Genomic DNA, 326 nt, shown 5'->3' with positions numbered 1-326 from the left:
AGCCAACCCACAGTCCGACGTCGTGTCCGACCATCGAGAACCTGATATGACCAAGCGCGTCCATGAGTGCGAACATGTCGGCGGCCAGCGTGTCTGCGTCATATCCGCCGGCAGGTTTTTCTGACAGACCGACGCCGCGAGGATCGACCGCGATCACGGTGAAATCACGGCTGAGCGGCAACATCAGATACCGCCAGGCGAACCAGTTCTGTGGCCAGCCGCCGAGCAGAAGAAGAGGCGATCCCTCCCCGCCGATCACGGAGTGCAGGCCGATGCCGTTCGCCTTCACCCGGTAGCTCCGAAAGACGTCGCGGAAGCCTTCCGGC

General features: G+C 62.9%; 1 protein-coding gene. It reads right to left on the bottom strand.

Features of this window, described 5'->3' with window-relative positions; genetic code table 11:
- Positions 1–326 (bottom strand): alpha/beta fold hydrolase (locus AF337_RS12810; protein ID WP_152971044.1); only part of this gene is annotated, 326 nt, incomplete at both ends.

This window comes from Rhizobium ecuadorense (assembly GCF_001187535.1).
Lineage (GTDB): Bacteria > Pseudomonadota > Alphaproteobacteria > Rhizobiales > Rhizobiaceae > Rhizobium > Rhizobium ecuadorense.
This window is presented reverse-complemented; position numbering and strand designations above follow the sequence as displayed.